The sequence below is a fragment of the Microbacterium testaceum genome (genome assembly GCF_001476655.1).
GTDB classification, from domain to species: Bacteria; Actinomycetota; Actinomycetes; order Actinomycetales; family Microbacteriaceae; genus Microbacterium; species Microbacterium testaceum_C.
The window spans coordinates 1-15,750 of sequence record NZ_LDRT01000137.1 but is presented as its reverse complement, the minus strand read 5'-3'; the positions used below and the strand labels follow the sequence as shown (position 1 = coordinate 15,750).

The window sequence follows — 15,750 nt, the reverse complement described above, 5'->3', positions numbered from 1 at the left end:
GGGCGAGAGCACGAGGGGACGAAAGAGCAGGTGAGCGCGGGGCGCCGACAAGACGGGCGGGCGGCTCCGGGACAGGGGGGATCGAGCGCTCGCCGGCCGCAGGAGTCGCCCGGTCAGGTCACCGCACCAACCACCCTCCATCGACCGGGATCACGGCCCCGGTGACGTACGCGGCGGCGTCGGATGCCAGGAACACGAAGGCTCCCTGCAGATCGGCGGGCGTGCCCCAGCGTCCGGCCGGGATGCGCGCGAGGATCGACGCCTCGCGGTCGGCGTCGGCGCGGATGGGCGCGGTGTTGTCGGTGGCCATGTAGCCCGGGGCGACGGCGTTCACGGTGACTCCCGAGGCCGCCCACTCGTTCGCGAGCGCCTTGGTCAGACCCGCGACCGCGTGCTTGGAGGCGGCGTAGCCGGGGACGAGGATGCCGCCCTGGAACGACAGCATCGAGGCGACGTTGACGATGCGCCCCCATCCCTGCGCGATCATGCGACGCCCCGCGGCCTGAGAGAGGTGGAACACGGCGTCGAGGTTCACGGCGAGCACGTCGTCCCAGTCCTGGGCGGGGTGCTCGGCGGCCGGGGCTCGGCGGATGGTTCCGGCGTTGTTGACGAGGATGTCGACGCGCCCGAGCACCTCGACGGCCTCGTCGATCGCGGCGGCCAGTTCGTCGCGTGAGGCCGAGACGAAGTCGCGGTGGATCGTGTGCACGCGCCGGCCGAGGCCCCGCGCGAGCTCGGCGGTGTGCGCCGCGTCGCCGCGGTCGATGAGCACGAGGTCGGCGCCCGCCTCGGCGAGAGCGAGCGCCGCGCCCTGGCCGAGACCCCGGCTGGAACCGGTGACGACGGCGACGCGGCCGTCGAGGCGGAAGGTGTCGAGGATCATGCCGAAGCTCCCGGGGGTGCGATGAACGTGGTGGTCAGCTCGCCGATGCCGGCGACGCGGACGGTGACCGCGTCACCGGGCGCGAGCGGGCGGTGCGCGTCCTGCGCGACGGCGAGCTTCTGCGGAGTGCCGGTCGAGACGACGTCTCCCGGCTGAAGAGTGAGCACCTGGCTGAGATAGTGCACGACGAAGGCGACCGAGAAGATCGTCGTCGACGTGGACTGCGACACGGTGACCTCCCCGTCGCGCACGACCTCGACGAGCAGGTCCTGCGGATCGACCTCGTCGGCGGTCACCAGCCAGGGACCCAGCGGCGCGAAGCCGTCGAAGCACTTGCCGAGCGCCCACTGGCTCTGCTTGCGCTGCCACGAGCGGTCGGACACGTCGTTGAGCAGCGTGTATCCCGCCACGTACGACAGCGCCTCGTCGAGCGCCACTCCCCGGGCGCGCCGCCCGATGACGACCGCGATCTCGCCCTCGTAGTCGACGTCGTCGGCCACCGCGGGAACGACGACGGGGTCGTTGGGTCCCCCGAAGGTGTTGACCGTCTTCACGAAGACGTCCGGGGTGGCCGGATCGTCGGCCGTCGGGTCGACGCCGTCGGGGACGTGTCCGCGGTAGTTGTACCCGAGGCAGAGCATCGAGCGCGGAACCACCGGCGCCTGCAGCGCCGCGGGATCCAGCGGCGGCAGGGTCTCGGCATCCGTCCTCTCCACCCGATCCCGGATGCCGTCGAGCTCGGCGAACAGCTCGGGAAGCGGGCGGGGGCCGAGGTCGAGCATGCGATCGCCCGCCGGTCCCGCGAGGACCGCGACCGAGCGATCGCCGACGCGCGCGAGCCTCACCACGCGGGCCGCCAATCGGGTCGGGCGGCGCGGGCGAGGGCCTCGAAGTAGAAGTAGTCGCCCCAGAGGGTTCCCTCGTCGACGCCCACGTTCTTCGGCAGGTCGTAGACGCTGTGCAGCAGCACGGTGTCGGCGTCCGCGGCGGTCGCCGGGGTGTAGTGGGCGATGAGCGAGGTGAGGATGCGATCGGCCGCGGCGCGCCAGCGCTCGGCGTTCTCGGCGTCGACCTCGGCGAGCTCGTACAGACCGCAGACCGCGATCGCGCCCGCCGAGCTGTCGCGCGGGGCGTCGGCGCCGTCGTTGTAGACGAGGTCCCAGTACGGCACGTCGTCGGAGGGCAGGTGAGCGAGGAAGTAGTCGGCGCAGATCCGGGAGGCCTCGAGCAGATCGGGGTTCCCGGTCGCGCGGTGGTTCATCGCGAAGCCGTAGATGCCCCACGCCTGTCCGCGCGCCCAGCAGGAGTCGTCGAACGCGCCCTGCTCGGTCGCCCCGCGCAGCGGCTCCCCCGTCTCGGCATCCCAGTAGAAGGTGTGGAAGGTCGATCCGTCCGGGCGCAGGATCTGCCGGCGCAGCTCGGCCGTGTGCCGCGCGACGACGTCGCTGTAGCGCTCATCGCCCGTCTGCTCGGCCGCCCACGTGAGCAGCGGCATGTTCATGAGGCTGTCGATGATCGTGCGGCCACGCTGGGCGGGGTCGGCGAGATCGCCCCAGGCCTGGATGATCCCCGCCGACGGCAGGAAGCGGGTCATCAGGTGGTCGGCCGCGGCGAGCGCGCTCGCGCGGGCGTCGTCGTCGCCGAGCAGTCGCGCGGGGGCGACGCACGACAGCGTGTAGAGGAAGCCGAGGTCGTGGGTGTCGAGGTCCTCGCCGCCGCGCACGCGGCGACCGAAGTCGGCGGCGTGGGCGAGGGCGGCATCCCGGTACACGTCGTCGCCGGTCAGCTCGTACGCGATCCACTGCATGCCGGGCCAGAAGCTCGTCGTCCAGCCGCGGTTGGCGCCCTCGGCGAAGCCGGGCGCGGCGGGCCGCAGCCCGTAGCGGTTGTCGCGGGTGGTGTCGTCGGGGTAGCGCGTGCCGAAGGCGTCGATGTTGGCGCGGATCGTCGAGAGCACCTGCGCGATCGCGCGATCGGTGTCGACGCGGGCGGTGCCCACGCCGGTGGTGGGGGGCGAGGTGGTCATGCGGGGAAAGTCCTTCGGGTCAGACGGCGGCGACGGTGGCGTCGGCCGGGAGCACGGGGCGGAGGGCGTAGCGGGCGTTCGCCCAGATCAGGTACAGCGCGGGCGCCGCGGTGAGACCGATCGCCAGTGCGGGAGAGGTGACGAACAGCGCCGCCTGACCGGCGAGGACCAGCAGGCTCACCGCGCTGAGATACCAGCGGCGAACGGCCAGCACGGCCGCCGTCGACAGCAGGACCCGCAGCGGGGTGCCCGGCGCCTCGGCCAGAGCGGTGAGCGCCACCGGGGCGGTCGCCAGGGCGAGCAGCGCGACGGTCGCGCACAGCGGCACGACGACGACGGACCAGGATGCCGCCGACACGGCGCGCACGTCCACGAGCACGATCGCGAGCACGACGGCCACGATCGCTCCCACGGCGAGGGCCTTCCCCGCGGTGCGGCGCCAGCCGGCCCAGAAGGCGCGGACGACCCGCCCCTCGCCCCGGCCGTGCGCGCGGAAGGCCGTCAGGGCCCCGGCGAGCGCCGGCCCGCTGAGAGGCGTCGCGATCAGCAGCAGCGGCCACGAAGCGGCCGGGTCGGTCGTCACCAGCAGGAACACCAGCGGTGCGCACCCGACGAGCAGCATCAGGTTGACCATCAGCCCGAGGTAGACGGTGGAGAAGATGCTCGCGTACGTGTCGTGGGAGATGCGGCGCACGGCTCAGCCCTTCATTCCACTGGTGGCGATGCCCTCGACGAAGTACTTCTGGCCGAGGAGGAAGACGACGGCGATCGGGACGACCGACATCGTCAGGCCCGCGAACAGCAGCGCGTAGTTGGCGTCGTAGAGCGTGCTCACGAAGCTCTGCAGGCCCAGCTGGATGGTCCAGAGGTCGGGGTTGCGCAGGTAGATGAGCGGGCCGAGGTAGTCGTTCCACGTGCTGACGAAGGTCAGCATCGTCAGACTCGCGATCGCGGGGACCGAAAGCGGGAGCATGATGCGCGCCCAGATGCCGTACTCGCTCAGCCCGTCGAGGCGCGCCGCCTCGGACAGGTCCTCGGGGATGGTGTCGTAGTACTGCTTCATCAGGAACACCCCGAACGCGCCGAAGGCCTGGATGAGGATGATCGCCCAGAGGGTGTTCGACACCTTGAGATTCGACAGCAGGATGAACTGCGGGATCATGTACGACTGCCACGGCACGGCGATCGTCCCGATGTAGACGAGGAAGAGCACGTCCCGACCGGGGAAGCGCATACGCGAGAACCCGTAGGCGGCGAACGAGCCCGTGAGCACCTGGAGGAACGTCACCACGACCGCGAGCACGAGGGTGTTGCGGATCCACGTGAGCATGCCGGACTGCGTCCAGATGTCGACGTAGTTGCTCCAGACCCAGGTCTCGGGGAACCACTTCACGGGGGCGCTGAAGACGTCGTTGGGTGTCTTGAGCGAGCTCATGATCATCCAGAAGAACGGCAGCAGCAGCGCCGCGGCGGCGAGGATCATCACGGCGTAGCCGATGATGCGACCCACGCGCCGGGCGGGGTGGGACCCGGCGACCGGACGGCGGCGCGGCGGCTTCGCGCCCGCGGTGACGAGCGTGCGGGTCGCGTCGGGGACGAGGAGATTGGTCATCAGGCGTCTCGCTTCTTGTTGAGGAAGAACTGCACGAGCGTCACGACGATGCACAGGAGGAACAGGACGATGGATGCCGCGGAGGCGTAGCCGAACTGGTTCTCCTGGAAGCCCTTCTGATAGATGAACTGCGAGAGCACGAGCGTCGACTGGCCCGGTCCGCCCTGGGTCATCACGAGGATCAGGTCGAAGATCTTGAACGAGTTGATGGTGAGCATGACCGTGACGAAGAACGTGGTCGGGCGCAGGCACGGCAGGGTGACGTTGACGAAGCGCTGCCACACGTTCGCCCCGTCGACGCGGGCGGCCTCGTGGAGCTCGCGCGGCACCGTCTGGAGTCCGGCGAGGAAGAGGATCATGTAGTAGCCCATGTCGCGCCAGGTGCTGATGATCACGACGGCGGGCATCGCCCACTCCGACGAGGTGAGCCACCCGGGCGGGTTCTGCAGGCCGAAGAAGCGCAGGATCTCGTTGATGGGGCCGTAGTCGGGACTGAAGAGCAGGTTCCACACCACGGCGATCGCCACGATCGAGGTGATGTAGGGGAAGAACGCGGCGGTGCGGAAGAACGCGACCCCGCGCAGCTTGTTGTTCAGCAGCAGCGCGAGCCCGAGCGCGACGACCATCGTCAACGGGATGTGCAGGGCCGCGTAGTAGAGCGTGTTGAGCAGGGCGATGCGGAAGCTGCCGTCGCCGAGGAGGCGCTGGAAGTTCGCCAGGCCGACGAACGCCGACGAGCCGAACACGTTCCAGTTCGTCATCGACATGTAGAAGAGCGTGACGACGGGCACGAGCGTCAGCGCCGCGAAGCCCAGGAAGTTGGGGAGGATGAAGCTCCACCCGATGAGGGTGCTGCGAAGCGTCAGGCGCGATCGGCGGCGCACGGGGCGGGGCCCGCGCTCTCGTCCGGTCTTCGGCGCCGTCGGGCGCGTATCGGCGATGGTCGCCATGGGGTCTCCAGATCGTGAAGGGATCTCAGGGGCGGCCGGCCCGGGGTGTTTCCCGGGCCGACCGGTGAAGGGGCGTCAGCCGACGCCGACCTCGCTCTTGACACGGTCCTCGGCGGTCTTGATCGCGTCGTCGATCGGCGTCGAGCCCGACATGACGGCCGTGTGCAGGTCGAGCAGGATGTTCTGCACGGCCGCGGTCTTGGCCGAGGTGGGGTTCTCCGGCTTGGTCTCGTGCGTCGACCAGGCGAACGACGACAGCTCGTCGGTGGGCGCGCCCTTGACGGCGAAGTACGTCTTCGCGACGGCATCGCTCGTGAGCGCCGGCGTGATGCCGAGGCCGGCGAGCACCTGCGCACCCTCTTCGCCCGAGGCGAAGGCGAGGAACTTCTTCGCGGCGGCGAGCTTGGTGGCATCCGCGGCCTTGTTGATCGCGAAGCCGGTCGGGTCGCCGAAGGTCACCGGCGTCTTCGACGTCCCGGTCGTCGAGGAGTCGTACTGCGGGATCGGCGCGAAGCCCCACGAGAATGCGTCGGCGTCGCCCTTGGCCTGCTGGGCGATGAGGGTCGCGACGTACCAGGTGCCCATCGGCATCATGGCCGCCTGCTGCTTGCCGAACTCCGCCTGGTAGGTGAGCTTGTTGGCGGTGATGGTGTTGTACTCCACCTGGGCGCCGGCGGTCTGCAGGGCGAGAGCGCGATCGTAGTACGGCTTCAGGTAGCCGTAGTCACCGCTGAGGATGTCGGCATCCGGGGACTGCGCGTTCGCGAAGCCCTGGACGGTGGACTGCCAGCTGTGCTCGTACGTGCCGAGAGCGGCGGAGCCGGCGGCGCCGAGCTTCGTGGTGAGCTGCTCGGCGGCCTTCTCGTAGTCGTCCCAGGTCCACGATCCGTCGGGCTCGGCGACGCCGGCCTTCGTGAAGAGGTCTTTGTTGTAGAAGAGCACCCAGGAGTCCTGGCGGTAGGGCACGGCCCAGGTCGACCCGTCGACCTTGTACGCGTCGGCCCCGCCGATGCCGTCGGGCAGGGTCACGTCCGACACGTCGGCGAGCTGGCCGCCGGCCTGGTACGTGATGAAGCTCTTCAGGTTCTTCTGCGTGACGATGTCGGGACCGGTGCCCGCGGCCAGGTCGGCCGTCATGAGGGTGTCGTAGTTGGCGGAGTCGTACTCCTTGACCTCGATCGTGACGTCGGGGTTCTCCTCGTGGAATTTGTCGGCCAGAGCCTGGAACTCGGGGGTCGTGCTCAGGCTCCACCCCGACATGGTCAGGGTGACGGGGCCGCTGCTGACGGCGTCGGACGATGCGCCGCTGCAGGCGGTCAGCGACAGGGCGGCGACGATGCCCACCCCGGTCGCGACGACGATCTTGCGCTTCATGCGTGCTGCTCCTTTGCGATTGCGTGCGGGACACCGGTGCGGGCCCGTGAATGCCGGTGCGCCCATCGGGAGGCTCCGGAGTCTGCGAGAGGGGTGCGCGTCGACCGGCCGTCGGGCCAGGTGATGACGGCCACGGGCTCGTCGCCCTCGATCTCGAGCGACGCGGATCCGCGGCCGGCGGTCGCGTCGCCGGTCAGGGTCACGAGAGCGGCGAACGGCACGCCGACCTCCGCATCCCACGTGAGCACGGGGACGGCCGCCGTCTCGCCCAGCGGACTCGCGTCGCGACGGACGACGACGCTCGAGATCGCCTCGGGGCGAAGGGCCCGGATGCCGGACACCCGGCCGTCGAGGCGCACCTCGGCGCTTCCCGTGTCGGTGCCGTGCTGCGGCTCGTCGCCCGCGAGCGCCCAGCCCCCGACGCGAAGGCGAAGCCCCTCGGGGTCGACGCCGACGCAGAGGTCGTCGATCGAGGTGAGACGCACCTCCCACGGGCCGCGGACGAGTGAGCGCACCGTCACGCGGGCGATGTGACGCACCGCGCCGGTGAGGCCGGCGCCGTGGCGGTGGGTGGTGGGGGCGACGTCGACGGTGTGCACGTCCGAGGTCGAGGACGCGATCCCGACGCCGTCGACGACGTCGGCGCCGAGGGGTGTCAGGGCCGTGCGGTGGGTCGTGCGCCCGCCCGCGTCGATGAGGGTCACCGCCTGCTCCAGCGGGTCGGTCCAGGCCCGGTCGTCGAGGAGCGGCGCCGTCGCCGTGGAGTAGCCGATCCGCGCGTACAGGGGAGAGTCGGCCGTGTGGGTGCCGGGGCGAGCCTTGTCGGTGCCGTGGTTGACGACGCGGACGATGCCGTCGGCGCGGGTCCCCGAGACGAGCCATCCGGCGGCCCTGACCGCGCGGAGATCGTCGGCCTCGGCGATCGGGAGCGGCTCGTCGACCGCGCTCCACACGGGATGGTCCGCGGGCAGCATGATGCCCATCAGCCCCTTGACGGCCCAGTACGGCGATCCGGGGCCGGAGTACGACTGGGCGAGCGCACGCCACTGGCCGTGCCAGCCGAGCGTGAGGATGCCGTCGGCGTTGGGGGCTCCGCGCGTGACGAAGTGGTCGACGACGGCGCCGGCGGCGTGGCGCAGACGCCCCGCTCCGGTCGACGGCACTCCGGCGATGATCCCGGCCCAGAACGGAGCCGCGGCGGCGAACCGGTAGATGAGACTGCGGCCCTGCAGGAGAGGCGAGCCGTCCGCGCCGATGAGCCGCACGGCATCCTGGAGGAAGCGGTCGAGGCGCGCCGCGTCGCCCGCGGTGCGATGACCCGCGAGATCCGCGGCACCCGTCATGCGGGGCCAGAGCACGGGATAGACGTGGAGGGCCCAGCCCACATAGTGGTCGAAGGCGCGCTCCTCGCCGTCGGACAGCCAGCCGTCGGCGCGGACGAATGAGTCGTGCCGCGCGAGATCGGCGGCGATGTCGCCGGCCGACCAGGGTCCTCCGACGGAGCGCAGGAACGTCTCGACGACGATGCGGAACCAGACCCAGTTCGTTCGCGGGTAGGTCTCGTCTCCCACGACGGGGGCGAGGTAGGCGATGAGCCGCTCCTGCGTCCGCGCGTCGAGGGTGTCCCAGATCCACGCACGGGTGAGGTCGAGGGCGAGGGCGATGGATGCCGCTTCGACCTTGGCCTGTGCGTGCTCGTCCATGCGCACCCAGCGGTCGGCGGCATCGGGGTCGACGCCCGTGCGCACGCCCTCCGCGAAGAACGCGATGAGCTCGTCCACGCCCTCGCCGCGCGCACCGGCGATGCGGAACCCGGCGAGGAGGAACACACGCGCGAAGCCCTCGAGACCGTCGACCGCCGCACCGTAGCCGCCCTCGGTGCCGGGGAACACGATGCGTCCCCGGCCGGGGGTGGCATGCCGCTGCGCCGCCGACAGGAGCGCGTCGGCGACGGCGAGCCAGTCGCTGCGCTGCCCGCCGGCGAGGCGGGGAAGGGCGGAAGTCGCCACGGATTCTCCTTCGAAGACCGTCGTTCCCCCGACGAAGACGAGTGAACGTTGGCGAGCGTATCAATCAGAAAACAACATCACAACATCTTTTCTGAATCTTAATGATCGTTTATGATCGATTCAGACGGGTCAAGCCCGCTCGAAGGAGATCGATGTCGTTCCCCACCGCGCCTTTCACAGGGCCGCTCGCCGCACACCTCGGAGACGTCGTCGTCCGCTGTTGCGGTGACGACGCGCTGCCTGTGCCCCCGGCATCCGACCGCACCGTGTGGGACCCGCACTCCGGGTCCGCCGATCGCGTCGGACTCGAGGACGTCGTCTCGCGCGCCCGGGCCGAACGGTCGACGCCCTGGCCGCATCCCCGCGCGAGCGACGCCGCACGCGTTCACCGCGACGGCGACCGCACGGGGTGGGAGGACGCGGCCTTCGAGAGGCAGCGCCGACTGAGTCGCGCGACGATCGCGGCGGCGGTCACCCTCGACGACGCCTGGATCGACGAGGTCGTCGACGGAGTCGTCTTGCTGTGCGAGCAGAGCTCGTGGTGCTGGCCCGCGCACGACGACACCCACCGCGTGCACGGGGCGGTGCTCGCGACCGTGACGGACCCCTTCGTGGACCTGGGGGCGGGAGAGGTCGTCGCGCAGCTCGCCTGGATCGACCACCTGCTCGGCGCGCAGCTCGACGCGCGCGCCCCCGGCGTCCGCGAGCGCATCCGGCACGAGGCCCGGGTGCGGGTCTTCGAGCCGTTCCAGCGCCGACGCGACTGGCACTGGATCGGCCTCGACGGCGACGTGCACAACTGGAACCCCTGGATCCACGGCAACGTCATCGTCGCCGCTCTGCGTCTGCTCGACACCGCCGACGAGACCGCAGAGCGCGACCGCGTCATCGCGCTCGCCGTCGAGGGCCTCGACCGTTACGTCGCCGCGCTCCCCGCCGACGGCGCGATCGACGAGGGCTACGCGTACTGGTGGAACGGGGCCGCGCGTGCCCTCGAGGTGCTCGACGTGCTCGCCCACGCGACGGCGGGCTCCGCCGACGCCACCGCGGTGACAGCCCTCCGCGAGACGGTCGGGTTCCCCCATCGGTCGCACCTGGGCGGCGACTGGTTCGTCAACCACGCCGACGGGCAGGCCAGACCCCCCGCCGATCAGGCCTGGCACGCCCTGCACCGGGCCGCTCGCCGCCACGGCGACACCGCGGCCGCCGCCTTCGCCGCCTCGCACCGCCACCCGGGCGCGCCCGCGGCCACTGAGCGCGAAGGCCTCGGCCGCCTGCTGCGCGCCCTCACCGACCCGGCCTGGGTCGCCGCCTCCCCCGCTCCCCCTCCCCTGCCGCGCGACGTCTGGCTGGCCTCGACCGAGGTGTTCCTCGCGCGCGAACGCGCCGGGTCGAGCGATGGACTCACGCTCGTCGCCAAGGGCGGCCACAACGGTGAGCACCACAACCACAACGACGTCGGGTCGTTCCTCGTCGCGGTCGAGGGCATCCCGGTCATCGTCGACGCCGGGCGCCCGACCTACACCGCCGCCACGTTCGGGCCCGAGCGATACGACATCTGGACCATGCAGAGCGCGTGGCACAACGTCCCCGTCGTGCGCGGTACCGGGCAGCCGGCAGGGACGGATGCCGCCGCACGCGATGCCGCGGTCGACGTCGCCGACCACGCCTCGACGTTCACCGTCGAGCTCGCGGGCGCCTACCCCGACGCGGGCCTCGCCTCCTGGCGACGGCGAGCACGGCTCGATCGCGCGGCCGGGCGCGTGGAGGTCGACGACTCGTGGACCTTCGCGGACGGTGCCCCGACCGGCGACGACACACGGCTGCACCTGCTTCTCGCGGGCGAGGTGCACCTCGAGACCGGCGGCGCGCGGGTGATCCCCCGGGGCGGCGCGCGAGCGGTGCGCCTGCGCTGGCCGAGCGACGTCGCCGCCTCAGCCGAGGTGCGCGACCTCGACGATCCGATGCTCACCGAGGTGTGGGGCGGCCGCCTGACGCGCCTCGCCCTCCCCCTGGCATCCCGCACTCAGCTCCAGGTCACGGTAGAACTGGACACACCGATCGAGGATCCCCAATGACCGACACCACCCCGCACCAACCGCTGGCCGCGGAACGCCGCGCGCACATCCTGAGCGCGCTGCACAGCGACGGCGCCGTGCGCATCTCGCAGCTCACCGAAGACCTGGGCGTCGCGACGGTGACCCTGCGGCGAGACCTCGCGCAGCTCGAGAAAGAGGGGGTTCTGCGCCGCGTCCACGGCGGCGCCGTCGCCGGCGAGAACACCCCGGCACGACCGGAGCCGCAGGTCGAGGAGACGACGGCAGGGTCGATCGCCGTCCTCGTCCCCTCCCTCGCGTACTACTGGCCCGGTGTCGTGCGCGGGATGGAGACCGCCGGGCGTCGCCTCGGGTACAAGATGCTGCTGCGCGGCGCGTCGTACGAGCTGCAGGACGAGCGGCCCGTGCTCGAACGTCTCGTCGCCACGGGAGACGTGCGCGGACTCATCGTCGCCCCGAACACCGACACCGCGCACGCCGCCGACGTGATGAGCTGGCTGGCCGACTGCCCGGTGCCGAGTGTGCTCGTCGAGCGCGACGCGGTGCCCGGGTCCGGCGGCATCCCGATGGAGTCCGTCACGACCGATCACGCGCTCGGCGCGCTGCTCGCCGCGCGGCATCTCGCGACCCTCGGACACCGCAAGGTGGGGCTGATCCTCTCGAGGCACTCGCCGACCTCGCGCAAGATCGCCGCGGGATGGCAGACCGCGTGCGAGGAGCTCGAGCTGACCCCCGCCGACCACTTCGAACAGACCCTGCCGGACCGGGCGAGCCCCGACTTCTCCGACGTCGTGAACGCCACGCTCGACTCCGCGCTGGCCACCGGGGTGACGGCGCTGCTGGTGCACTCCGACCCGGAGGCGATGGCCTTCGTGGACCTGGCGCTGACCCGGGGGATCTCGGTGCCCGACGACCTGTCGGTCATCGCGTACGACGACGAGGTGGCCCAGCTCTTCACGCCCGCGCTCACCGCGGTCAGCCCGCCACGCGCGAACGTGGGCGAGGCGGCCGTCGAACTGCTGGCGCGGCGCATCGCCGAGCCCGACCGTCCCGTCCACCGGGTGCAGCTGAGCCCCCGGCTGAACGTCCGCGCCTCGACGGCGGCCCCGCGGTCATGACGTCTGCCTCGTCGCGGGACCTCGCGCCGTGCCGGCGGCGCGGCAGGACCCCGGACGAGGGCTGACGGCGCGCCCCGTCGTGACAGGGTGCGGCCCGCCGCGACGGGCCGCACCCGATCTCACGCGCGCGACCGGCGGCGCCGCACCAGCAGGGCCCCGGCGCCGAGCGCGAGCAGCAGCAGTGCCGCGCCGACCGTGACGGCCGTGCCGGTCGTGTCCTGACCGGTGGATGCCAGGTCGTCGCGCCCGTGGGGCTGCCCGGGGCCGGAGTCTCCCCCGGACGGCGGGCCGGGCGTCCCCGGGTCACCGGGCTCGCCGGGCTCGGACGGCTCGCCCGGCTGCCCCGGCTGCCCCGGCTCCGCCAACGTCACCGCGACCGTGTAGGTGCGCGTCGACCCGTCGGGGGCCGTGACCTGGACGGTACCGGTGCCCGCGGCATCCTGAGGCTGGGTGATCTGCACGACGGCGTCCTCGTCGACCGCGAGGGCGAACAGCGGCGGCAGCGTGTCGCCCTCCACCGTGACGGCGTACTCGGTCGTCGCCGGGTCGAAGCCTGCGACCGGGGCGTCTCCCACCGTCAGCCGCGCGAGGTCGGTGACGCCCGACGGCCCGGCGGTATCGGCGAGGATCTCGACCTCCGAGACGATCATGTGCTGGTTCTCGCGGGCGGTCAGCACGACCCGTACCTCGTCGGCCCGGGCGCCCTCGATCGGCACCTCGACCCGCGGGGCGCCTTGCTCGGGCACGGGAACCGCGACCGGCTCGCCCTCGACCCACGCTCCGCCGTCGAGGCGGTGGTCGACCCGGAGGCTGTCGGCCCAGCTGGGGCCGCCGTCGCGGAAGAACTGCACGGCGACGCCGCGCACGGTCTCCTCCGCGGCGAGCGCGTAGCTGAGCGTGTCGGAGGTGTTCTTGGCATCCGATCGCCAGTTCGACCAGCCCTTGTCGGTGGTGTCGCCGTTGATCGTGCGTTCCACGCCGTAACCGCTCTCCGTGTAGGTCGCCGACGGCGTGCTCTCGGGAGCGACGTTGCGCTCGACCGCGGAGGTCACGATGACCGTGAGTCGCGCGTCGAGGCCGTCCTGCGTGGTGCCCGCGACCTCGACGGTGCCGGGCGCCGCGAAGGCGGCATCCTCCATGCCCTTCCAGTCCCAGGTGACGGGAACCGCGTAGCCGGCCCCCGAGGGGCGCAGCTCGGCGAGGACGGTGTCGTCCGCCTGCGCCTGCACCGCGGCGAGCGCCGAGCCCGCGACGACCGTGACCGAACGGGGGCGGGTCGCGGTGAACGCGCCCACCTCGACCTCGGCGCGCGCCTCGACGGAGGCTCCGAAGACGTCCGCCGCTGTGCCGGGCACGGTGACGGTGCCCGCGGTGCCGAAGTCGAGCCCGTCGGTGTTCCAGGTGACGGGAGCCGCACGGCCCACATCGCCGGTGTAGCGGACGGTCACCGTCGCAGGCAGTTCGGGAGCCCTGCCCACCGGGGTCGCGGCCGAGACCGGGTCGCTTCCCACCGCGGTCGTGCTCACGAGTCGCCAGGTCTGGTTGCCCGCACCGTTGGAGGTCCACAGGCCCACGGCCGCCCCGGCGTCGCTGCTCGCGCCGTTCACGTCGAGAACCCGCTCCGCCGCGACGTTGAGCACCGAGTACGTGGTGCCGTCGAGGGTCGAGGCCATCCACTGGGTCGCGGGATCCGCCGCGGCCGTCGCGGCGTCGGTGTCGATCAGCGCCGTGGCACCGTCGCGCGAACCGAGGAACGCCCCGTCGCCGTTCTCGAGCGTGAAACGGTGTCGGTTGGTCCCGGCACCGTCGATCGTGCGCACGATCCAGCCCTGGGCCCGCGCGGCCTCGGGGGTCGTGGCATCCGCCTCGATCGTCAGGTCGGTGTCGCCGTTCAGGGCGAGCCCGCTCTGCACGCCCACGAGCTGCACGGTCTCGCCGTCGCGGAACGCCGGAGCGTCCGCGGCGACGCCCGAGACGCCGTCGACCTCGAACGTGACGACCGACTTCGCGGGGATCGTGAGCCGGGCGATTCCGGATGCCGCGTCCACGGCGACCGCGTCACCGGCGCGCAGCGCGTTGACGGTGGGATCCTCCCCGGTCGACTGGGTGGTCACGATCGGGGTGACCGTGGCGCCCGGGGAGATCTCGCCGAAGCGGCTGAGGTCGAGCTCGACGACCTGCTCGGCGTCGTCGGCGTTGACGTGGACGATCGACGCGCCCTGCCCGTCGGCGTCGATCGCCGCGGTGGAGTTCGCATCGTTCGTCGCCATGAGCCGGTCGCCCGGCCGGATGTAGTGCGTGAAGTTGCGCACGGTGTTGAACTTCTCGTTCGTCAGCACCTGGCAGCTCGGGTCGGCCTCACCGTCAGCGATGCGGCGCTCCGAGAGACCCTCGGCGTTGCAGTCGAAGTCGATGAAGACGCTGCCCCAGTTGAGCTTCTCGACCTTCTCCATGTTGTAAAGGTCTTCGACGGGCTGCCAGAACACCCATGCCTCGGGCTCGAGCTCGCGCAGGTCGCCGACGATGTGCGAGGCCATGCCCAGGCCGTTCTCGATGTCGTTCGTGACGAACCCGCGGCTCGTGTCGGTCCAGTTGCCCTCGACCTCGCTCATCCACAGCGGCTTGTCCGACGCCTTCGCGATGTCGCGCACGACCGGACGCCCGCCCGTCCCGTACGTGTGCACGTTGAGCTGGTCGACGGCGTCCTTCGACGCGTCCGACCACGTGTCCCAGTTGCGCGCGAAGATGCCGGGGTTCGTCTCGTCCATCGCCGAGATCACGGCATCCGTCGTCGTGCCGTCGCGTCCGAGGCGGTCGGCGAGCGCCCGGATCATCTCGTCCTGGCGCTCGGGGCCGATGTGCGCGCCCTCCTGGCGGCCGCCGGTCGGCCACGTCGCCCCGTCGGGGATCTGCGTCTGCCAGTAGTTCGTGTTCGGTTCGTTGAACGGGTCGATCGTGTCGAACCGGATGCCGTGGGCCTTCTCGAGCTCGTCGACGACGGTCACCAGATACCCGGCGAACTTCTGCATGTCGGCCGAGCGGAGCTGCTCGCTGGTGGCGTCGTTGATGCCACCGGAGACGAAGCCGCTGTCGGTGAGGAAGTACGGCGGGGAGTTACTGAAGGCCTCCCAGTGGGTCACCTTGTCTTTCAGCGCGTCGAGCCACCAGCGCTGGGCGGAATCGGCGTCGAAGTCGTAGTGCGTCGGGTCGTCGGGGTTCCACGCGTCGCGGTAGCGATCGCGGTCGGCGTAGGTCGAGGTGATCTCGCCGTCGGCATCCGTCGCCGGGAGGTCGGGGTTCCAGAACCCCGGCACCGCTCCCCCCGCCCGCAGGTACGGCGGGACGTCGGTCGCGTTGCCGCCGCCGACGTTGTACCGGGCGAGATTGAGGTTCAGCCCCTCATCGCCGAACACGGCGTCGAAGAGTTTCTGCCGCACGTCGGCGGGGTAGTTTCCCGTGGCGTTGGCGAACCACACCAGGCTCGTGCCCCAGCCCTCGAAGGCCTCGGTGGCCGAGGCCGGGTTGGGGGTGATGCGCACGGCCGACGGATCGTCGGCAGCTGTCGCCGGGGGCGGCGCGGCGGCCGCTCCGGTGGTCAGGGCGCCGGCGACCAGAGCCGCGGCGCACGCGAGAGAAAGGACTCGAGACGTCATCGTCGTTTCCGTTTCCGGCCGCGTCGGTGCGACCTGTGGGGGGATGTTGACGTCAACATGTTGACGTC

General features: G+C 71.5%; 11 protein-coding genes. 2 read left to right on the top strand and 9 right to left on the bottom strand.

What is annotated here, in order from left to right:
- Positions 1–118: 118 nt before the first annotated feature.
- From kduD to NS220_RS16045, 8 genes are all read right to left on the bottom strand, one after another.
- A complete protein-coding gene (kduD, locus tag NS220_RS16080; protein ID WP_058625029.1) occupies positions 119–883 on the bottom strand; it encodes a 2-dehydro-3-deoxy-D-gluconate 5-dehydrogenase KduD in 765 nt (254 codons plus the stop codon).
- Positions 880–1,731 (bottom strand): fumarylacetoacetate hydrolase family protein, encoded by an 852-nt coding sequence (locus NS220_RS16075; RefSeq protein ID WP_058625030.1) that lies wholly within the window; start codon positions 1,729–1,731, stop codon positions 880–882. Before NS220_RS16075 ends, kduD begins: the two co-directional genes overlap by 4 nt.
- A complete protein-coding gene (locus tag NS220_RS16070; protein WP_058625028.1) occupies positions 1,725–2,909 on the bottom strand; it encodes a glycoside hydrolase family 88 protein in 1,185 nt (394 codons plus the stop codon). The genes NS220_RS16075 and NS220_RS16070 overlap by 7 nt, the downstream gene beginning before the upstream one ends.
- A gap of 19 nt (positions 2,910–2,928) precedes the next feature.
- On the bottom strand, positions 2,929–3,603 hold the full coding sequence (locus tag NS220_RS16065) for a DUF624 domain-containing protein (protein WP_058625027.1): 675 nt from the start codon (positions 3,601–3,603) through the stop codon (positions 2,929–2,931).
- A 3-nt stretch (positions 3,604–3,606) separates the two neighbouring features.
- Positions 3,607–4,521, bottom strand: a complete 915-nt coding sequence (locus NS220_RS16060; protein WP_058625026.1) for a carbohydrate ABC transporter permease — start codon at positions 4,519–4,521, stop codon at positions 3,607–3,609.
- Entirely contained in the window at positions 4,521–5,471 is a 951-nt protein-coding gene (locus NS220_RS16055) for a carbohydrate ABC transporter permease (RefSeq protein ID WP_058625025.1), read from the bottom strand. Before NS220_RS16055 ends, NS220_RS16060 begins: the two co-directional genes overlap by 1 nt.
- 75 nt (positions 5,472–5,546) lie before the next feature.
- Complete coding sequence (locus tag NS220_RS16050) at positions 5,547–6,845, bottom strand: ABC transporter substrate-binding protein (RefSeq protein ID WP_058625024.1); 1,299 nt, start codon at positions 6,843–6,845, stop codon at positions 5,547–5,549.
- Complete coding sequence (locus NS220_RS16045) at positions 6,842–8,854, bottom strand: DUF2264 domain-containing protein (RefSeq protein ID WP_058625023.1); 2,013 nt, start codon at positions 8,852–8,854, stop codon at positions 6,842–6,844. The genes NS220_RS16050 and NS220_RS16045 overlap by 4 nt, the downstream gene beginning before the upstream one ends.
- Before the next feature lie 152 nt (positions 8,855–9,006).
- Here NS220_RS16045 and NS220_RS16040 point away from each other — a divergent pair, with 152 nt between their 5' ends.
- Positions 9,007–10,932, top strand: coding sequence for a heparinase II/III domain-containing protein (locus tag NS220_RS16040; RefSeq protein WP_058625022.1), 1,926 nt, complete (start codon positions 9,007–9,009; stop codon positions 10,930–10,932).
- Entirely contained in the window at positions 10,929–12,029 is a 1,101-nt protein-coding gene (locus tag NS220_RS16035) for a substrate-binding domain-containing protein (RefSeq protein WP_058625021.1), read from the top strand. Before NS220_RS16040 ends, NS220_RS16035 begins: the two co-directional genes overlap by 4 nt.
- Positions 12,030–12,148: 119 nt before the next feature.
- Here the strand turns inward: NS220_RS16035 and NS220_RS19425 are convergent, their stop codons facing one another.
- Positions 12,149–15,682, bottom strand: a complete 3,534-nt coding sequence (locus tag NS220_RS19425) for a glycoside hydrolase (protein WP_081323230.1) — start codon at positions 15,680–15,682, stop codon at positions 12,149–12,151.
- Positions 15,683–15,750 lie beyond the last annotated feature (68 nt).

What these genes read in the sequence shown, in the direction of transcription:
- kduD (WP_058625029.1), bottom strand. Translation starts at nt 883, where the DNA reads ATGATCCTCGACACCTTCCGCCTCGACGGCCGCGTCGCCGTCGTCACC.
- NS220_RS16070 (WP_058625028.1), bottom strand. Translation starts at nt 2,909, where the DNA reads ATGACCACCTCGCCCCCCACCACCGGCGTGGGCACCGCCCGCGTCGAC.
- NS220_RS16060 (WP_058625026.1), bottom strand. Translation starts at nt 4,521, where the DNA reads ATGACCAATCTCCTCGTCCCCGACGCGACCCGCACGCTCGTCACCGCG.
- NS220_RS16055 (WP_058625025.1), bottom strand. Translation starts at nt 5,471, where the DNA reads ATGGCGACCATCGCCGATACGCGCCCGACGGCGCCGAAGACCGGACGA.
- NS220_RS16050 (WP_058625024.1), bottom strand. Translation starts at nt 6,845, where the DNA reads ATGAAGCGCAAGATCGTCGTCGCGACCGGGGTGGGCATCGTCGCCGCC.
- NS220_RS16040 (WP_058625022.1), top strand. Translation starts at nt 9,007, where the DNA reads ATGTCGTTCCCCACCGCGCCTTTCACAGGGCCGCTCGCCGCACACCTC.
- NS220_RS16035 (WP_058625021.1), top strand. Translation starts at nt 10,929, where the DNA reads ATGACCGACACCACCCCGCACCAACCGCTGGCCGCGGAACGCCGCGCG.
- NS220_RS19425 (WP_081323230.1), bottom strand. Translation starts at nt 15,682, where the DNA reads ATGACGTCTCGAGTCCTTTCTCTCGCGTGCGCCGCGGCTCTGGTCGCC.